We start from the raw sequence: 13,644 nt of genomic DNA on the forward strand, positions 1-13,644 counted from the left end.
TTTTATCAATGCCAATCATTGAGCGTTTAGCGTGATACTTTGCTTCAACAATCAACAACGAGATGACGAAAAAATCTAAAACGTAAAAAAATCCAAGTCATTCGGCTTGGATTTTGATTGATTCGCGGATTTATAGCTATTGTGAATCGATTTGGATATCGCGGATGATTAGTAACTCATCTTTTAAACTGGTGACTTTAAGTTCATTGGCATCATTAAATACTTGAATGTTAGCGCCTTTGCTATCTTTATAATCTTTATGACGCCGAAAGTTGTGCTCAATTTCAAAGCGAACCACCCTCTCAAGCAATGATTGCAATTCTGCTAAGGTATAATGTTCCCATTGAATTTCAAGATGTGGGGCTAATTTACCTGTAATCATACGAACTTTATTATCAATTTTGACGACTTTGGTGGTCATGCCGATGCTCCAATGTTTTTATTAGTAATTATGATTTTCATCAATAAATGCGGCTGGATGAATTAAAGATTGCTTTAATGCTAACGGATTAACCGGCTTTTATCAAGCAACATTCATAGACTGGGTAATCACCCCAACCACGGTTATAAATTGTCTGTTCACTTATCCGTCATGTAATGGAAAAATAGGCGCGCTGAACGCTCTTGGATGCCTAAAAACAGCCTCATCTTGATAAAATGCGGGTATCACATTGTCAGCACTATAGCCAGGGATACCCATCACAGGTAACGGCTGAAAACTTTTGGATGATAGCTTAACTGCATTACCCGCCAAATCTGGCATCGCTAGCTCTCGAAACATATTAGCGATTGCCGTATCAAGCTGGTTTCGCTGACTGGCGATAGATTGCGCAAACCAATCCTCATCTACTAAAATCAGCAAGGTATGACTGGTGATATTTTTTCTTGGGTTAAGCAATTTTTCAAGCAGGGCATGACCAAATGGAAAAAAGGCAATGGTACGATGTTGAGCCAACCAATTTGCTCTATGAGTGACTAAAGCCGCCTGCCATTTAAATGCTTGTAATTGTTCAAGCAATAGCCTATCTGAACTCACCACAATGCCGCCATTTTCATCAAATACCGTTAACGCATTACGCAGCGCTGTTCTGGCGTTATGAATACCATGTCGCAAAATATCTTTGGCATGAAGTTCGTTCAATACCGCTTTAGCCTGCGGAAAATTCAGCCAAATTAAACCATTCAGCAAATCATGGTGATTGTCACGGGTTGGGATTTTACCGGTCTTGGCAATAAAACTCTCATAAGCCTCACCCTCAGGCAGACACGCTTGCTCCACAAAGCGAATCGGTAATTTTTCAAAATTGGCTATACGGCTGGCGTTTACGTCCTCAAATCCATCCAAACAAGCGTTCAAATTTTCAACAATACTGATAGCAGGGGCATGACTATGTGTTGCATGCGTATGTGTTGCCTCAAGCTCCGGAAAATTAGCAAAATAAGTCAAATAGTGATACCAAGGTTGATTAAAATCAATGAGGGCGTTGGTGGGATGAGTTACTGACATAAAGACAATCTGATAATATAAGAATAAGGATCGTAGGCTTAACCAAAAATATTAGCACACTTTTGGTTAAGCCCATGACAGATAATTACCAGCCAATCATTACCAGCCAATCATTACCAGCCAAGCATAGCTAATGATTTAGACACTGTTGGCTTCAATCCATAAGGATATCGCGATTTTTTGAATGGGATGTTTGTATAACTTTTGTATAATAAGCGATTTTTAGCACGATGTTGCAAAACATCATATAATAAGATACAGTCATTCAAATTTTACCACCCAGTAGAAGTAGAGTTATTACATGCATATTTTTCTAGCTCGCAATGGTGTGCAAGCCGGCCCATATACCCTTGAACAACTCAATCAAATGCTTGCGACAGGGCAAGTGTTACTCACTGATTTGATGTGGCATCAAGGGATGGATAACTGGAACACAGTCAATGCAATGACGGATGGGCAATTTTTTTACCGTCCAACGATAGATGAAAGCCTGCCAGTCGATACCCACCAACGTGAGCAGCCCGCTTCTGATGAAGCAGATTATATTATTAACAACACGCCTAATCCTATATCGCCTTCAGAAGACGCTGAGAATGTGTGGGATCGGTATTCAGCGAATAACCCGCACAAATCCCCTAACCCTACCAAGGTCACATTGACCAAAAAACTTGGCTCCAAGCAAGACATTGCCCATGCCAAAAAACAGTTAGACCTTGCCAGCATCGGTAGTCGTATCGCCGCAAAATTAGTAGATACCCTGCTTATGGTATTGGCGTCGTCGCCGCTATTCATCGCCCTGTATAACAGCCCAAATTTTGATAAATTACTCAAATGGGCAGAAGCAGGACAAACCCGCTTGACGTCTGCCCAGCAGATGGAACTCATGTCAGCATTACCTGAGCATATATTGTTGTTGACCAATATTTTGGTATGGGGCTTAATCATTGCGCAAGTCCTATTATTGATGCGCCGTGGTCAGACCATCGGTAAGATGATAATGGGCATACGTATTTTGGATCGCCAATCCAATGCCATTCCTGGATTTTTTAACTTAATCATTATGCGTGGGTTATTTACCACATTGGCTTATTCTTTATCCATCTTTGGTTTGGTTGTGTTAGTTATTGATTTGGTCATGATGCTCACCAGCAAAGAGCGATTAAGCCTACATGATAAAATCGCCAAAACTTATGTGGTACGTGCCGATGACACCCAAACCACGCCCCTTGCGTTAAAACCTGACTAAAGTGAATTAAAATCATCAAACCGTGTGGTATAACCATGCGGTTTTTTTATGGTCAATTGCCAACACGCCTCGCCACGCGCTAGGTATTTCACCTCAAAATGCGTGCGTTCACTATGATTGGGTACTTGGGTTTTCTCCACCGGTACTTGCCAAACCGTCTGTGCTTTATGCTCAGCTTCATCAATATAACTTTCAATATTACTGGCAAGCATCAGCTCGCCATTTGGTTTTAACCGAGACAGCAACCACTCAAAAAACGGCATGTTAAGCCAGCGTTGGTTGGGGTTATGCGGCTCTGGATTGGGATAAAGAATAAACACCCCTGACAAGCTTTGCGCGGGCACAGCATGGGTGACCCAAGCAATGGCATCGGCATGAATAGTGGTTAAATTAGACAACTTCGCTTGATTCGCCATTTTTTGCATGGCTTGATATTTTTCTGCGGTACGTTCAATCGCGATGAGATGGGCATTGGCATTATCGCTGGCAAAACTCAAGGCATGCTTGCCTTTCCCTGCACCGATTTCAACAAAAATGGCGGGCTGCTGCCAAAATGTTGCGGCAAGTGGCTGAAAATCTCTGGGATGACGGATACGATCGGGTTGAAACGGTCTGGTAAATTGATGACTTAGCATGAACAGTCGCTTGATTCGCCCAAAAAAAAGGATTTATAGTATACTATGGCAAATAATCCGATACACCATTTTTCAGAATACCTTTTGTTTATGTCTAAAACCGAGCCCACCCCATCAAATGCACCTGTCAAAACTTATCCCTGTCCGCGCTGCGGCAAACCTGCCGTTTGGGCAAATAATCCCACCAAGCCATTTTGCAGTGCACGCTGTAAGCTCATTGACTTAGGGGCATGGGCGAATGAGGACTATAAAGTCGGTGCAGAAGACACCCCGTTTAGTGACGAATTAGACGCTTTTAAATAACGTAGATTTGATTGGTTAGTGATTGCGCTAGCGATGATTTGCTAACTATGACTCGCTGACTATGATTCGCTAACTATGATTAAAGGAATCCCCATGAGCTCTTATTTACTCCCCACCTATAAACGCCAGCCCATTAGCTTTGTTAAAGGTCAAGGTAGTTACCTTTATACCGCTGACGCAACGCCGTATTTGGATGCGTTAACAGGGATTGCTGTCTGTGGACTGGGGCACTGTCATCCGCGTGTCACTGCCGCGATTGCCGATCAAGCAGCAACGCTTGTGCATACCAGCAATCTTTTTGGTATTGATTGGCAAGAGCGCGCGGGTGAAAAGTTATGCCAAGTGGCAGGCATGGATAAAGTATTTTTTGCCAATAGCGGTGCCGAGGCCAACGAAGCGGCATTAAAAATGGCGCGACTGTTTGCATCAAATCGTGGGCAAACCCAAGCCAAAGTGATTGTGATGGAAAAATCGTTTCATGGACGCACCCTACTGACCGTATCCGCCACCGCAAATCCAATGGCTAGAGCTGGATTTTTTACCTTAGATGATGATTTTATTCGTGTGCCTTTTGGGGATATTGAAGCGATTAGCCAAGCGATTGCCGATAACGACAATGTTTGCGCTGTGATGCTTGAGCCTATCCAAGGTGAAAGTGGCGTCAATACCGCTGCCAATGGCTTTGATTTTTTAACCCAAGTTCGCAAAGTTTGCGATGACCATGACTTACTAATGATTTTAGATGAAGTGCAAACGGGCAATGGTCGGACAGGGCGATACTTTGCTTATCAATATTCATCCATCAAACCTGATATTTTGACCACAGCAAAAGGGTTGGGGAATGGTTTTCCTGTGGGTGCTTGCATGACCAGCGCAAAAGCCAATGATATTTTTAGCTATGGCTCACACGGCTCAACGTATGGTGGTACGCCGCTTGCTTGCCGTGTGGTTAGCGAAGTGATTGATGTCATTGATGATGAAAATATGATGTCAAATACCCTTAGCAATAGCGCAGCGTTGATTGAGCAAATCACTAGCGAGCTAGGTAGCCAAGGGGTTACTGTACGGGGAAAAGGCATGATGCTAGGGGTGGTGATGCCACAGGATCGCGGCATTGCATTTGATAGCTTGGTCGATAAAGCGCGTGACAATCATCATCTAATCATCAATGTGGCAGGCGGTAATGCCATTCGGTTATTGCCACCGCTCAACATGAGTGCTGATGAAACCGCCCAAATCGGTGAGCGCCTCATTCACCTTATCCAATCAGCCCTGTATTAGACTCACCCATCAGTGAGTCTTTTGATTTTAGAAAAATAAGCTTGCTCAGCCAAAGACCGTATGATGACATCTTAATTGGCAAGCCCACTATCGGCAAAGAAGTTGGCAACCAATCATAGATTTGCCGATTAATGTCGCAAGCTTTTAATCGCCCATACCATCGCAATGACAACCATGGCAATAGATGCACCATATAAAAAAGTATTGATATTTGCGCCACCTTCAACCGCTTGCTCCAAAAACAAAATCACTAAAATAATCATCGACACTTGCATCAAGTTAATCTTTAAGTCATGAAAATCTTTGATGCCTAACACGGTGAGAAAACGCGACTCTTGGGCAGGTTTATTGGAAATAAATAAACGATAATTGGCGATGGCAATCATTTGAAAACTCAATGCAATGAGTAACTGAAGTTACGCAGCCCTTTAAAAAAGCGCTATCATAACAAAAAAAGCAGTCAGAGAGAGTAAACAAATGAACAAAGACATGATAGAACTCTACAGCGACTACCTCATTGCAAGTTTTGGGCAAACCACCGCCACAGGACTTGCCAATCTACTACAAGGGAGCATCTACCATGACAGCATCACCCGCTTTCTAAACAGTGAAACACTCACCGCCAAAGAACAATGGCAACTGATTAAACCCATGCTAAGACAGCATGAAAATGCCACACCCAATGCCATCGGCTATCTCATCTTTGATGACACCATACAGCCCAAACCTCACACAAGCGTCGACGACATCAACTGCTGGCACTACGACCACACCCAAAACAAAAATGTTAAAGGCATTAACCTGCTTAACTGTCTGTATCATCGCAAAGATATCGACATACCCTTAAGCTTTGACATCATCACCAAACCCAATGTCTTTACCGATGACAAAGGCAAGGTTAAACGTAAAAGTGATAAAACCAAAAATCAGCGACTGCTTGATATGTTTGATAGGGCAATCAAAAACCAAGTCAAATTCGACTATGTATTAGCTGATTCTTGGTTTTCAGCCAAAGCAACATTCAAGCACATCCGTAAAGCCAAAAAACATTTCATCTTTGCGTTAAAGTCAAATCGCTTGGTGGCTTTAACCCCTGATGATAGAGAAAAAGGTAACTTTGTACGTATTGATGAATCTAATCTACCCGATAATACCCCTGTTCACGGCTTTTTAAATGACTATCATGATGAAGTCTTGTTATTACGCCGAGTCTTTACAAACAAGGACGGTTCTACAGGGCTGTTATATCTAGTATGCTCAGATTTGCAATGCGACAAGGATAAATTTATCAACGGCTATCAAAAACGATGGCAGGTTGAAGTGTATCATAAGTCGTTAAAGCAAAATGCCAATTTGGGTAAGTTGCCTGCTCATAGCCAAAGGGCTCGGTTTAATCATATGTTTTTAGCCACGTATGCGGTGTTTAAGCTTGAGTGTTTGAAAATCAAAACCAAGTTAAATCATTTCGCTTTGCGTACGAAGTTACTAATTTCTGCTAATCAGTCGGCTTTTGCCCAGCTTAAGGCTATTAGCGGTGCGTAACTTCGGTTAATTATTTATTTACTACTTGGTTGAAAATAGCTCATTTGGCTAGTAAAAAATACCAGCCCGATGAATGGTATTGGTGCTTAACCCTATCTGGGTCGATTGCATCTGGCGCATTTTTGCATTTTTATTGAACATTTTATCTGGAGAGGGCCTGCAATATAAGTTTCAATCATTCCAACGGTTTTCATGGGTTAAAAAAGCATTGTTTTTGTGCGAAAAATAGTATGGTTTTATTTATATGCCTTTAAATGGTTCAAATTTCAGCCGAAATCCTGCATCAAGCTTATAAATAGGGAAAGTGAAAATGCTTTTTAGTTCTTTAATAATAAAAATATATGATTTTATTGGATTTTATTGAGTTGGCATAACCTTTGCAAGATACATTTTGATGCAATTTAAAACATAAATCAGTCAAATATCCATCATGGGGAGATCAAATGATGAAACTTGCATATAAAGCAGTGGCGTTAAGTGTTATGGCGATGGCTTCAACTTTGGCAATGGCTGAAGAATCGAATGCGCTGTCTCAGGCAGGTGTAAGCTTTGCAGGAACCGCTGCCTTAACTTCAGATTACCGTTATCGTGGTGTGACCCAAACTCAAAATGACCCTGCGGTGCAAGTTGGCTTTGCATTAACGCATGAATCAGGCCTTTATGCGGGTGTCTGGGGTTCCAATGTAAATTTTGGTGGTGCTGATCCACATCTTGAGCTAGACCCATATGTTGGTTATGCAACTGAACTGCCATTTGCAGGCAAACCCACTTTGGATGTTGGCCTATGGTATTACGGTTATCCAAGCGCATCAGATATCAACTGGCTTGAGCTTTACGCAAAACTTGGATTCAAGGATGTATTAACCTCTGGTGACAGCTTGCTGGGTGCAGTCAACTATACCAATGACTTTGCTGGTCTGGACGAGAATGGCTGGTATGTAAATGCAACCTATAATGTGCCGTTTGCCGCTGGCTTTGGTGGTGTGGCAAGCGTTGGCTATACCAAGGTGGATAACTACGACTTTAGCGACAGTGGCAGTGAAGATGACACCTATGTTGACTGGAAAGTGGGCCTCACCTATAACGTGAAGTCTGTTTCTGGCTTGACTGCTGAATTGGCTGCGATTGGCACCAATATTGATGCCAATGCCCAACCATACAAACGCGGTACAGAAACGGGTGCGGTGTTTACCTTAACCAAGGCGTTCTAATGTGGTTAGGGATGTGTTGAACCTTTATTTATAAAGGTTTGCCAGCTCCTCTAGCGAAGAAAACAGTCAGCACATATGCTGGCTGTTTTTTTATTATTACCCGAAGTTACGCACCGCTAATAGCCTTAAGCTGGGCAAAAGCCGACTGATTAGCGGAGACGAGTAACTTTAAACGCAAAGCAAAGTGATTTAACTTGGTTTTGATTTTCAAACACTCAAGCTTAAACACCGCATACGTGGCTAAAAACATATGATTAAACCGAGCCCTTTGGCTATGAGCAGGCGACTTACCCAAATTGGCATTTTGCTTTAACGACTTATGATACACTTCAACCTGCCATCGTTTTTGATAGCCGTTGATAAATTTATCCTTGTCGCATTGCAAATCTGAGCATACCAGATATAACACCCCTGTAGAACCGTCCTTGTTTGTAAAGACTCGGCGTAATAACAAGACTTCATCATGATAGTCATTTAAAAAGCCGCGAACAGGGGTATTATCGGGTAGATTAGATTCATCAATACGTACAAAGTTACCTTTTTCTCTATCATCCGCGGTTAAAGCCACCAAGCGATTTGACTTTAACGCAAAGATGAAATGCTTGTTAGCTTTACGAATATGTTTGAATGTCGCTTTGGCTGAAAACCAAGAATCAGCTAATACATAGTCGAATTTGACTTGGTTTTTGATTGCCCTATCAAACATATCAAGCAGTCGCTGATTTTTGGTTTTATCACTTTTACGTTTAACCTTGCCTTTGTCATCGGTAAAGACATTGGGTTTGGTGATGATGTCAAAGCTTAAGGGTATGTCGATATCTTTGCGATGATACAGACAGTTAAGCAGGTTAATGCCTTTAACATTTTTGTTTTGGGTGTGGTCGTAGTGCCAGCAGTTGATGTCGTCGACGCTTGTGTGAGGTTTGGGCTGTATGGTGTCATCAAAGATGAGATAGCCGATGGCATTGGGTGTGGCATTTTCATGCTGTCTTAGCATGGGTTTAATCAGTTGCCATTGTTCTTTGGCGGTGAGTGTTTCACTGTTTAGAAAGCGGGTGATGCTGTCATGGTAGATGCTCCCTTGTAGTAGATTGGCAAGCCCTGTGGCGGTGGTTTGCCCAAAACTTGCGATGAGGTAGTCGCTGTAGAGTTCTATCATGTCTTTGTTCATTTGTTTACTCTCTCTGACTGCTTTTTTTGTTATGATAGCGCTTTTTTAAAGGGCTGCGTAACTTCAGTGAGTAAAATATCCAATGTTTTTAATAGATTGACTGCCAAAATTTGCCCATCTAATGGTTTGACGGTGGGATTGGTAAAAAATTCAGAGAGTATATGAAAGATAATATTTAAGGACGCCATATAAAGCGTGACCGAAGATACTAAACTTACCATAATGGTTAGAAATACCAAATAACGGCTATTTTTAAACAGTTTTTCAATCATAAAAAATAAGCCTTCATCAAAAAGGCTTATTTTATCACACTCAAATTTTAGGATGGCGATTTTGTAATTGCCCCAGCGGCTATGCTTTACCCAAATTCGGAAACTTTACCGACAAAATCGCTGTCACTGTTAGTACGGCGACAATAAAGCCTAACGAGATAGCCATCGGCACATGGAAAACATCAAGCAGTAGCATTTTTGCGCCAATAAACACCAAGATGACACTAAGCGCATAAGGCAATAAATGGAATTTATCCGCCAAACCCGATAACAAGAAGAACATCGCCCGTAGACCCAAAATAGCCAGCAAGTTTGCCGTCAAAACAATAAATGGGTCGGTAGTGACCGCAAAAATTGCAGGGATCGAATCCACCGCAAAAATCACATCCGACAATTCAACCAAGATAAGCACCACCGCTAACGGGGTAAAATACTTAACGCCATTTTTCACCAACACAAACCGCTCTTGACCTGATGCATCATGGATGTCATCGCTGATTTTCAGATGTTTTTGTAAAAACTTATATAAGCCTGACTGCTTCGGGTCTTCTTGCTCATCGTGGTTTTGCCACATTTTTATACCCGTGTACAGCAAAAATGCGCCAAAAATATATAAAATCCAGCTAAACTCAGCGACAAGCCAAGCCCCTGCAAAAATCATCACCGTGCGCATGACAATCGCACCAATCACCCCGTACAGTAAAATCTTCCGTTGCATCGCAGGCGACACCGCAAACGCCGCAAAAATCATCAACCATACAAAAACGTTATCAATGGCGAGCGATTTTTCCAGTAAATATCCTGTAAAAAACTCCCCTACTTTTTGAGTGGCGATAGCACTGCCAAAATTTTGTAATAGATACCACCATAGACCGCCTGCAAACAGCACAGACACGCCCACCCAAATGGCACTCCAAATACCCGCTTGTTTCATCGAAACCGCTTCACCATTTTTTGGGGTTTTAAAGGTAAAAAAATCAACCAATAACAGTATCGCTACGATAGCAAAGAACACGGTATACAGTATGGGACTGCCAATGCTCATGGGTTCTGTCATTTGATTTACTGCTGCAAGTAACATTATCGCTCCTTAGTATGCATTTACAAACTATGGCTGGCAATAAGTCAAAGGATTTTGGAAAAATGCTAAGCACAAAAAAAACCTTGACTCACACCGACCAAATATGTGGTTGTGTTAAGTCAAGGTCTGGCTTACTATTTGATAATTAGCTCAATATATGGCTAAAAAATAGCTGATTTACCGGTAAGCGGCTACTTACGTAATGACGATAAATCACAAACTGCTGAAGTGAGAAGTTACTCCCCTTGATAGCGATAATGTAGCAGATTAGTGACCACTTATCAATTGAATTTATCAATCAGTAAATTTTGAATTTATTGTTTGGATTCAATGGCTATACGAGCATACCCCAAAACTTTTACCTGTACGTTTGGTTGGGGTGACTTATTCAAATTTGCTGCAAGCTGAAGCCTCGCCACAGATGTCATTATTGTAAGCCACTTAAAGCCAAATTTTGCCAATATATTTTTTAGCTAAACGTTCAAAAAATTTTATGTAAATGCTAACAACAGCAAAACCCTGCTATGTTGCAGGGTCTTACTTTATTGCTATCCTACTTAATTAAAAGCTATCCTACTTAATTAAAATTAGACGAGCCTACCTTAACCTAACGATGATTAGGTAAGCTGTGCTACGTTAATTTTATTTGCTTCTTCAGTATACTCGCTCATACGGTCGAAGTTTAAATATTTGTAGATATCGGCTGACATGCTGTTGAGCTTACCAGCATATTGTTGGTATTCTTCATTGGTAGGTAGCTTACCAAGTACCGCAGCCACCGACGCCAACTCAGCAGAAGCCAAGTACACGTTGGCACCTTGACCTAAACGGTTCGGGAAGTTACGTGTCGAAGTTGATACAGCCGTTGATTTTGGTGCAATACGCGCTTGGTTACCCATACACAGTGAACAACCCGGCATTTCAGTACGTGCGCCCGCTTGTGCATAGACATTGTATAGACCTTCATCCATCAATTGGCGTGCATCCATTTTAGTGGGTGGTGCAATCCATAGACGTGTGGTTAAGCTACCCGCAGGTACTTCTTTGAGCAACGCGCCCGCTGCACGGAAGTGACCGATGTTGGTCATACATGAACCGATGAATACTTCATCAATCTTGTCGCCGGCAACGTCTGACAAGGTCTTGGCGTCATCTGGGTCGTTTGGACAGCAAAGAATCGGTTCTTTGATGGCGCTCATATCGATAGTGATGTCAGCGGCATATTCTGCGTCTGCATCAGCGCGTAATAATGTTGGGTTGGCAAGCCATGCCTCCATACCTTTGATACGGCGTGCAATGGTACGGGCATCGCCATAACCTTCAGAAATCATCCATTTGAGTAGGGTGATGTTTGATGTTAGATATTCTTTTACTGATTCTTCAGACAGGGTGATAGTACAACCTGCGGCTGAACGTTCGGCAGAGGCATCTGATAATTCGAATGCTTGTTCAACGGTTAAGTTTTCTAAACCTTCGATTTCTAGGATACGACCGTTAAATACGTTTTTCTTACCGGCTTTTTCAACGGTCAATAAACCTTCTTTAATGGCTTGGTAAGGAATCGCATGTACCAAGTCACGCAAGGTGATACCAGGCTGCATTTCACCGACAAAACGCACACGAACTGATTCTGGCATATCTAATGGCATTACGCCGGTTGCTGCAGCAAACGCCACGAGACCTGAACCTGCTGGGAACGAAATACCCATTGGAAAGCGGGTATGTGAGTCGCCACCTGTACCCACGGTATCAGGCAATAGCATACGGTTTAACCATGAGTGAATAATACCATCACCTGGACGTAATGATACACCGCCACGGTTCATGATAAAGTCAGGCAGTGTGTGCTGAGTTTCTATGTCGATTGGTTTTGGATAGGCTGCGGTATGACAGAATGATTGCATGACCAAATCTGCAGAGAAGCCTAGACAAGCCAAGTCTTTTAATTCGTCACGGGTCATAGGACCTGTGGTATCTTGCGAACCCACGGTGGTCATTTTTGGCTCACAGTAGGCACCCGGACGAACACCTTCTACGCCACAAGCTTTACCAACCATTTTTTGCGCTAAAGTATAGCCTTTACCAGTATCGACAGGTTGTTCTGGTTTTGCAAAAATGTCAGACGCGCCCAAACCTAGGTATTCACGGGCTTTGTTGGTCAAGCCACGACCTATGATCAATGGAATACGACCACCGGCACGCACTTCATCGAGCAGCGTTGGTGATTTTAATTCAAAAGTCGCAAGCACTTCGTCAGAATCATGTTTGGTGATTTTGCCGTCATAGGGGTAGATATCAAATACATCACCCATGTTAAGTTTGCTAACATCCACTTCGATAGGTAATGAGCCCGCATCTTCCAGGGTGTTGAAGAAAATCGGTGCGATTTTACCGCCCAATACCAGGCCGCCGGCACGTTTGTTTGGCACGCCTTTGATGTCGTCACCCATTAACCACAATACGGAGTTGGTCGCTGATTTACGGCTTGAACCGGTACCGACCACGTCACCCACATATGCCAGTGGAATACCGTCTTTTTTCATCTCTTCGATTTGTTTCATCGGACCAATCACGCCGTCTTGGTCTGGCACAATGCCTTCACGCGCATTTTTTAGCATCGCTAATGCGTGTAGGGGGATGTCTGGACGTGACCATGCATCTTGGGCAGGTGACAAATCATCGGTGTTGGTTTCACCGGTGACTTTGAAGGCTTTGTAAGTGGCTTTTTTTGGCACTTCTGGACGGCTGGTGAACCATTCAGCGTTTGCCCAAGATTGTAACACCTCTTTGGCCACTTCATTGCCCGCTTCCGCTTTTTCAGTGACATCATTGAAGGCATCAAATACCAGTAAGGTTTTTTTCAGCGCATCGCCCGCAGCTTTCGCCAATTCTTTGTCGTCTAATGCTTGAATTAATGGTTCAACGTTGTAACCACCTTGCATATAACCCAGTAACTCAATCGCTTTTAGTTTTGAAATCAGCGGAGAAGTGGTTTCGCCTCTAACGATGGCTGCTAGAAATGCTGCTTTAACATACGCTGCTTGGTCAACCCCAGGTGGAATACGGTTTTCTAATAAGTCTACAAGTGTTTCTTCTTCACCCGCTGGTGGATTTTTTAATAGTTCAACCAACTCAGCCGTTTGCTGTTCGTTAAGTGGCTGTGGCACAATACCCTGTGCCGCACGATTTTCGACGTGTTTACGATAGTTCTCTAGCATGAATCGTCCTCATAGTCATGTAAGATTATTGTGTTAACCATGCGTCTGAGAGCCCTCTTCACAACACAGTTGAATTTTGAAATGGCTACTAGCCAGCATGGCTTTTGCTAAAAAATTTAACCCTTCTAATATACTTGAAATGGGATGAAATGTTAATGAGAAAATACGTTTTTGTTA

At 42.6% G+C, this 13,644-nt stretch carries 13 protein-coding genes; 5 read left to right on the top strand and 8 right to left on the bottom strand.

The window, feature by feature from the left end; genetic code table 11:
- Positions 1 to 136 precede the first annotated feature (136 nt).
- Together AXE82_RS02040 and AXE82_RS02045 are read right to left on the bottom strand one after the other, a co-directional pair.
- Positions 137 to 421 carry a hypothetical protein gene (locus tag AXE82_RS02040; RefSeq protein WP_062330807.1) on the bottom strand — a complete coding sequence of 95 codons (285 nt, stop codon included), beginning with the start codon at positions 419 to 421 and terminating at the stop codon, positions 137 to 139.
- 162 nt (positions 422 to 583) lie between these two features.
- Positions 584 to 1,507: a DUF3025 domain-containing protein gene (locus AXE82_RS02045; RefSeq protein WP_062330810.1), complete on the bottom strand. Its 924-nt coding sequence runs from the start codon at positions 1,505 to 1,507 to the stop codon at positions 584 to 586.
- 301 nt (positions 1,508 to 1,808) lie between these two features.
- Between AXE82_RS02045 and AXE82_RS02050 the strand changes: the two genes are divergently transcribed.
- On the top strand, positions 1,809 to 2,753 hold the full coding sequence (locus tag AXE82_RS02050) for an RDD family protein (protein WP_062330813.1): 945 nt from the start codon (positions 1,809 to 1,811) through the stop codon (positions 2,751 to 2,753).
- On the opposite strand, the gene AXE82_RS02055 is transcribed toward AXE82_RS02050, so the two are convergent.
- Positions 2,750 to 3,388, bottom strand: coding sequence for a class I SAM-dependent methyltransferase (locus AXE82_RS02055; RefSeq protein WP_062330816.1), 639 nt, complete (start codon positions 3,386 to 3,388; stop codon positions 2,750 to 2,752). The two genes, AXE82_RS02050 and AXE82_RS02055, sit on opposite strands and share 4 nt — an antisense overlap.
- Before the next feature lie 90 nt (positions 3,389 to 3,478).
- Here AXE82_RS02055 and AXE82_RS02060 point away from each other — a divergent pair, with 90 nt between their 5' ends.
- Together AXE82_RS02060 and AXE82_RS02065 are read left to right on the top strand one after the other, a co-directional pair.
- The gene (locus AXE82_RS02060) at positions 3,479 to 3,691 is read left to right on the top strand and encodes a DNA gyrase inhibitor YacG (protein ID WP_062334695.1); all 213 of its coding nucleotides are present in this window, start codon (positions 3,479 to 3,481) and stop codon (positions 3,689 to 3,691) included.
- A 93-nt stretch (positions 3,692 to 3,784) separates the two neighbouring features.
- The gene (locus AXE82_RS02065; RefSeq protein WP_062330818.1) at positions 3,785 to 4,972 is read left to right on the top strand and encodes an aspartate aminotransferase family protein; all 1,188 of its coding nucleotides are present in this window, start codon (positions 3,785 to 3,787) and stop codon (positions 4,970 to 4,972) included.
- Between the two features lie 128 nt (positions 4,973 to 5,100).
- On the opposite strand, the gene AXE82_RS02070 is transcribed toward AXE82_RS02065, so the two are convergent.
- Positions 5,101 to 5,358, bottom strand: coding sequence for a YqhA family protein (locus tag AXE82_RS02070; protein WP_062330821.1), 258 nt, complete (start codon positions 5,356 to 5,358; stop codon positions 5,101 to 5,103).
- Between the two features lie 91 nt (positions 5,359 to 5,449).
- Here AXE82_RS02070 and AXE82_RS02075 point away from each other — a divergent pair, with 91 nt between their 5' ends.
- Positions 5,450 to 6,514, top strand: a complete 1,065-nt coding sequence (locus AXE82_RS02075) for an IS701 family transposase (RefSeq protein ID WP_062330824.1) — start codon at positions 5,450 to 5,452, stop codon at positions 6,512 to 6,514.
- A gap of 443 nt (positions 6,515 to 6,957) precedes the next feature.
- Positions 6,958 to 7,725 (top strand): TorF family putative porin, encoded by a 768-nt coding sequence (locus AXE82_RS02080; protein WP_036602238.1) that lies wholly within the window; start codon positions 6,958 to 6,960, stop codon positions 7,723 to 7,725.
- A gap of 106 nt (positions 7,726 to 7,831) precedes the next feature.
- Here AXE82_RS02080 and AXE82_RS02085 read toward each other — a convergent pair whose 3' ends face one another.
- From AXE82_RS02085 to acnB, 4 genes are all read right to left on the bottom strand, one after another.
- Positions 7,832 to 8,896, bottom strand: coding sequence for an IS701 family transposase (locus AXE82_RS02085; protein ID WP_062330826.1), 1,065 nt, complete (start codon positions 8,894 to 8,896; stop codon positions 7,832 to 7,834).
- A gap of 29 nt (positions 8,897 to 8,925) precedes the next feature.
- Complete coding sequence (locus AXE82_RS02090) at positions 8,926 to 9,168, bottom strand: hypothetical protein (RefSeq protein WP_062330829.1); 243 nt, start codon at positions 9,166 to 9,168, stop codon at positions 8,926 to 8,928.
- A 79-nt stretch (positions 9,169 to 9,247) separates the two neighbouring features.
- Entirely contained in the window at positions 9,248 to 10,213 is a 966-nt protein-coding gene (locus AXE82_RS02095; RefSeq protein ID WP_062334697.1) for a TerC family protein, read from the bottom strand.
- A 653-nt stretch (positions 10,214 to 10,866) separates the two neighbouring features.
- Entirely contained in the window at positions 10,867 to 13,467 is a 2,601-nt protein-coding gene (gene acnB / locus AXE82_RS02100; RefSeq protein WP_062330833.1) for a bifunctional aconitate hydratase 2/2-methylisocitrate dehydratase, read from the bottom strand.
- Positions 13,468 to 13,644: the final 177 nt, after the last annotated feature.

Origin of the sequence: Moraxella osloensis, assembly GCF_001553955.1 — a bacterium.
Lineage (GTDB): Bacteria > Pseudomonadota > Gammaproteobacteria > Pseudomonadales > Moraxellaceae > Faucicola > Faucicola osloensis.

Excerpts from the sequence above, each read along its gene's own strand:
- AXE82_RS02085 (WP_062330826.1), bottom strand. The coding sequence starts at position 8,896 with ATGAACAAAGACATGATAGAACTCTACAGCGACTACCTCATCGCAAGT.
- AXE82_RS02075 (WP_062330824.1), top strand. The coding sequence starts at position 5,450 with ATGAACAAAGACATGATAGAACTCTACAGCGACTACCTCATTGCAAGT.
- AXE82_RS02050 (WP_062330813.1), top strand. The coding sequence starts at position 1,809 with ATGCATATTTTTCTAGCTCGCAATGGTGTGCAAGCCGGCCCATATACC.
- AXE82_RS02070 (WP_062330821.1), bottom strand. The coding sequence starts at position 5,358 with ATGATTGCCATCGCCAATTATCGTTTATTTATTTCCAATAAACCTGCC.
- AXE82_RS02095 (WP_062334697.1), bottom strand. The coding sequence starts at position 10,213 with ATGAGCATTGGCAGTCCCATACTGTATACCGTGTTCTTTGCTATCGTA.
- AXE82_RS02090 (WP_062330829.1), bottom strand. The coding sequence starts at position 9,168 with ATGATTGAAAAACTGTTTAAAAATAGCCGTTATTTGGTATTTCTAACC.
- AXE82_RS02065 (WP_062330818.1), top strand. The coding sequence starts at position 3,785 with ATGAGCTCTTATTTACTCCCCACCTATAAACGCCAGCCCATTAGCTTT.
- AXE82_RS02040 (WP_062330807.1), bottom strand. The coding sequence starts at position 421 with ATGACCACCAAAGTCGTCAAAATTGATAATAAAGTTCGTATGATTACA.
- AXE82_RS02080 (WP_036602238.1), top strand. The coding sequence starts at position 6,958 with ATGATGAAACTTGCATATAAAGCAGTGGCGTTAAGTGTTATGGCGATG.
- AXE82_RS02045 (WP_062330810.1), bottom strand. The coding sequence starts at position 1,507 with ATGTCAGTAACTCATCCCACCAACGCCCTCATTGATTTTAATCAACCT.
- AXE82_RS02055 (WP_062330816.1), bottom strand. The coding sequence starts at position 3,388 with ATGCTAAGTCATCAATTTACCAGACCGTTTCAACCCGATCGTATCCGT.
- AXE82_RS02060 (WP_062334695.1), top strand. The coding sequence starts at position 3,479 with ATGTCTAAAACCGAGCCCACCCCATCAAATGCACCTGTCAAAACTTAT.
- acnB (WP_062330833.1), bottom strand. The coding sequence starts at position 13,467 with ATGCTAGAGAACTATCGTAAACACGTCGAAAATCGTGCGGCACAGGGT.